Annotated in this window: 3 protein-coding genes and 1 pseudogene; 2 read left to right on the forward strand and 2 right to left on the reverse strand. The window is 73.3% G+C overall.

Features of this window, described 5'->3' with window-relative positions:
• Positions 1-87: 87 nt before the first annotated feature.
• Positions 88-990 carry an ABC transporter substrate-binding protein gene (locus tag CCN29_RS36055; protein ID WP_239011611.1) on the reverse strand — a complete coding sequence of 301 codons (903 nt, stop codon included), beginning with the start codon at positions 988-990 and terminating at the stop codon, positions 88-90.
• Between the two features lie 57 nt (positions 991-1,047).
• Positions 1,048-1,548, reverse strand: a pseudogene (locus CCN29_RS36060) (GNAT family N-acetyltransferase); the annotation flags it as partial.
• A gap of 703 nt (positions 1,549-2,251) precedes the next feature.
• On the opposite strand from CCN29_RS36060, the gene CCN29_RS20250 reads away from it, so the two are divergent.
• Positions 2,252-3,271: an amino acid ABC transporter permease gene (locus CCN29_RS20250; protein WP_006131956.1), complete on the forward strand. Its 1,020-nt coding sequence runs from the start codon at positions 2,252-2,254 to the stop codon at positions 3,269-3,271.
• A partial coding sequence (locus CCN29_RS20255) for an FAD/NAD(P)-binding protein (RefSeq protein WP_143661349.1) occupies positions 3,268-4,375 on the forward strand: 1,108 nt, incomplete at its 3' end. The genes CCN29_RS20250 and CCN29_RS20255, both read left to right, overlap by 4 nt.

The following is a 4,375-nucleotide window of genomic DNA, read 5'->3' on the forward strand; positions in this document are numbered from 1 at the left end:
GGCAGGGGCGGTGCCGGGGCGCCGGGGGCGGCCGGGCCGGGCGGCGCGGTGTCGGTGGTGGAGGGCATGGCGTCGTTCCTGCTCGGCTCAGAGGTGTTCGCGGGGGTTGATCTCGGAGGCGTCGATCGCCGAGGCGGTGGTGCCCCACTTCTCGAGGATCCGGGCGTAGACGCCGTCCTTGATCAGTTCGTTGACGGCGGCCTGGAACGCCTTCGTGAGCGGGGAGCCCTTCTTGAAGGCGAAGCCGACGTCGAGGCGGTGGAACTCGCCGAGGAACTCCGTCTGCGAGGCGGGCTGCGCCGCCTGGTGGCGCAGGCCGTTGATGGTCGACATGACGACGTCGATGCGGCCCTGCTGGAGCGCGGTCAGGGTGGCGGCGTTCTCGGCGTAGACCTTCACGTCGTACGGCTTCTTGCCGGCCTTGGCGCACACGCCCTTCTGCGCGGTGAGGGTGGCCTCGAAGGTGGTGCCGGCGCCGGTGCCGATGGTCAGGCCGCACAGCTGGACCAGGTCGGTGATCTTCTGCTTGCCGAGCTTCGTGTCGCCCTTGCGGACGGCGAAGCCCTGGCCGTCGTTGATGTAGGTGACGAAGTCGATGGTCTTCAGGCGTTCCTCGGTGACGCCGAAGTTGCCGGTGCCGACGTCGTACTTGCCGCTGCCGAGCGCGGGCAGGATCGTCTCGAACGACGCGTCCTGACGCTGGAGCTCGAGGCCGAGCACCTTGCCGACGGCGTCGGCGAGGTCGATGTCCTGCCCCTCGGGGTCCTTGTCCGTGCCGTTGGGATAGTAGGCGCCGGGCGGGAAGCCGACGGAGCTGCCGACGCGGAGCGTGCCGGCCTCGCGGACGTCGGCGGGCAGCAGGGCGGCGATCGAGTCGACCTTGCGGACGTCCGCGACGGGATCGTCGCCCGCGGCGGCCCGGGCGCCCGCCGGGGCCGTGCCGCCGGTGTCGCCGGAGCCGCAGGCGGTGAGGACCAGCAGCGGCAGCAGGGCGAGCGCGACGGCGCGGTGGAGTCGGGTTCTGAAGCCGGGGAGGTCCTGTGGGGTGCCGAGGTGTTTCTCGAAGGGCAGCGGGCCGATGGTCTCCGGGTCGGCGTCCGTGTCGAACAGGGGTGTGTAGCCGGCGGCCAGGTACAGGCCGCGGGCCTCGGGCTGGCGGGGGCCGGTGGTGAGGTACACGCGCCGGTAGCCGCGGGCGCGGGCCACGCGCTCCAGCTCGGCGACGACGCGGCGGGCGAGGCCGCGTCTGCGGTGCGCGGAGTGCGTCCAGATGCGTTTCAGCTCGGCCGTGGCGTCGTCGTGGCGGCGGAAGGCGCCGCCGGCGACCGGCTCGCCCCGCTCCAGGAGCAGCAGCAGGACGCCGCCGTGCGGCGCGGTGAACTCCTCGTCGGGGTAGCGGGACAGCTCGGCGTGGGCGTCGCGGCCGTAGCGGGCGGAGTACTCGTCGCCGAGTTCCCGCAGCAGCGGACGCACCCGGGGGTCGGAGACCGGCACGTCGACGAATGTGAATTCTGTGTTGCGATACGGCAGTTGCGCGAAGGACGTCATCGCGTCACCGCCCCGCAGGCCCGTGGGCCGGGCCGGTGGGCGCCGTTCGAACGTGAGGGTGGTGCGGAGGGCGGCCGGCGGTACGGCTCGGCGGGCATGGGTGTGACCTCTCGGGGCGTCCGGGCGCACGCACGCAGGGGTGAACCACGGTGCATGCGCCCGGAGGTGAGGAACCGTCAGACGAAGGACGGGTGACGGGAGACGTGACGACGCCGGGCGTCGGAAGACACGGGGGTGCGGCAGCGCGCGTGGGAGAAGAACTCGGCCCGCGACGGGGTCACCGAGGGAGGGAAGGGCCGGTCAGACGGCCCGCTGCCGAGTCAGGCGCAACACGCGGCGGACCACACACGACCGAAGTCGATGTGATCGCGCGACACCAGGCGCTGCTGCTGGGCATTCATGCGACTTATTGAGCAGTACATCGCGCCGCGCGTCAAGCGGCGCCCGGATGCCGGGACGCCTGCCCGGCGCTTCGGCGGGCGCTGTTGACACGGCGCGGCCACGGGCGCTTACGATCGGCGACGGACCGGCCGCCCGTGTCGTACGGGCGGCGGCTCCGGCCGCGTTGAGGGACGCGGCGCATGTGACGACGCCGGACCCCGGCGCACCGTGCCCGCGCGGGCGGCCCCTGCCGCGCTCCGTCGGTCACGGGTGCCGCCGGGTGGTCATCCACGCCCGCGCCCCTCCCCCGGAGAGTCCTTCGATGGTCATGCCTTCCGGCGTCACGCCGGCCCCTGCCGCGATCCCGCCGAGAAAACAGCCGGACGACACCACCGCCCCCGACACGGACGTGCCGCGGATCGTGCCGCGCCGGAACACCGGCCGCCGGATCACCGCCGCGCTCGCCCTGCTGCTGTTCGCGATGGTCCTCAACTCCGTCGTCCGCAACGACGCCTTCCAATGGGGCGTGGTGGGGCGGTACTTCACCACCGCCGCCGTGCTGGACGGGCTGCTGCTGTCGCTGTGGCTGACGGCCGTGGTGATGGTGCTGGGATTCCTGATCGGCGCCCTGCTGGCGGTGATGCGGCTGTCCGCCAACCCGGTGCTGCGCACGCTCAGCTGGGGCTACGTCTGGATCTTCCGGTCCACGCCGCTGCTGGTGCAGCTGCTGTTCTGGTTCAACATCGGCGCGCTGTACCCGACGCTCGGCCTCGGCGTCCCGTTCGGGCCGCAGTTCGTCACCGTGCAGACGGTCAATCTGCTCGGGCCCACGCTGACCGCCGTGATCGGCCTGACCCTGCACGAGAGCGCGTACGCGGCCGAGGTGGTGCGCGGCGGCATCCTGTCGGTGGACGCCGGGCAGACCGAGGCGGCCCAGGCGCTCGGGCTGAGCAGACGCCGTACGCTGCGCCGGATCGTCGTGCCGCAGGCGATGCGCTCCATCGTGCCCACCGCCGGCAACATGCTCATCGGCACCCTGAAGGGCACGAGCATCGTCAGCGTGCTGGCCGTGCACGACCTGCTGTACTCGGTGCAGCTCATCTACAACCAGACGTACCAGATCATCCCGCTGCTGATGGTCGCCACCCTGTGGTACATCGCGGTCACCACCGCGCTGAGCATCGCCCAGTTCTACGTCGAGCGGCACTACGCGCGCGGCAACTCCCGTGCCCTGCCGCCGACTCCGCTGCAACGGCTGCGCTTCCGGCTGACCGCGCTGCGGCTGTGGCTGCGCCGTGCCACCGCGGCCGACGCCCGCCCGGTGACCGGCGGTGACCGGTGAGCGGCGCGCCCGCACCCGCGGTCCTGGCCGTCGTCGGCGCGGGGCCGCGCGCCACCGGACTGCTGGAGCGCATCGCCGCCAACGCGCCCGAACTCTGGGACGGCGCACGGCCGTTGCACATCCATCTGATCGACCCGCATCCGCCCGGTCCGGGGCGGATATGGCGGCACGAGCAGTCCGGGCTGCTGCGGATGAACTCGATGGCGGAGGACGTCACGATGTTCACCGACGAGTCGTCCACCGTCGAGGGTCCGGCGCGGCCGGGCCCGTCGCTGGCCGAGTGGGCGGCCCAGTTCTCCGGCCGGGGCCCGCGCCACGCCCCGTACGCCGAGCCCGCCGACCCGGAGGTGCTCGCCGAGCTGCGCGCGCTGGACCCGGCCGACTTCCCCACCCGCGGGGCGCAGAGCGCCTACCTGGACTGGGTGTTCCGCCGGGTGCTGACCGAGCTTCCCGCGTCGGTGACCGTCGAGTGGCACCGCACCACGGCGACCGCGGTCACCGGCCCGCCGGACGGCCCGCAGCAGGTGCGGCTCGCGGACCGCGCCACGGCTCTCACCGCCGACCTGGTGGTCCTCGCCCAGGGGCACATCGGCGCCGAACCGGCCGCCGAGCACCGGGTGTTCGCCGACTTCGCCCGCCGGCACGGCCGTTTCCACCTCCCGCCGGTGTTCTCCGCCGACGCGGACCTGTCCGGGCTGCGCCCCGGCGAGCACGTCCTGCTGCGCGGCTTCGGGCTGGCCTTCGTCGACCTGACGGCGCTGCTCACGGAGGGGCGCGGCGGGCGGTTCCGCACCCGCCCCGACGGCACCCTCCGCTACGTTCCCTCGGGGAGTGAACCCGTGCTGCACGTCGGGTCGCGACGCGGGGTGCCGTACCACTCCAAGACCCGCTACCGGCTCCAGGGTCCGCGCCCCGCGCTGCCCCGCCACTTCGGTCCCGCCGCGGTGGACGCGCTGCTCGCCGAGGGCCGCCCGCTGGACCTGCGGCGGGACGTGTGGCCGCTGATGGCGAAGGAGATCGGCTACGGCCACTATCACGAGCTGTTCCACGCCCACCCCGCCCGGACCACGCTCCCCTGGGAGGACTTCACCGCCGCGTACGACC

It is taken from the genome of Streptomyces pseudogriseolus (genome assembly GCA_002154585.1).
Classification (GTDB): Bacteria; Actinomycetota; Actinomycetes; order Streptomycetales; family Streptomycetaceae; genus Streptomyces; species Streptomyces pseudogriseolus.

Excerpts from the sequence above, each read along its gene's own strand:
- CCN29_RS20250 (WP_006131956.1), top strand. The coding sequence starts at position 2,252 with ATGGTCATGCCTTCCGGCGTCACGCCGGCCCCTGCCGCGATCCCGCCG.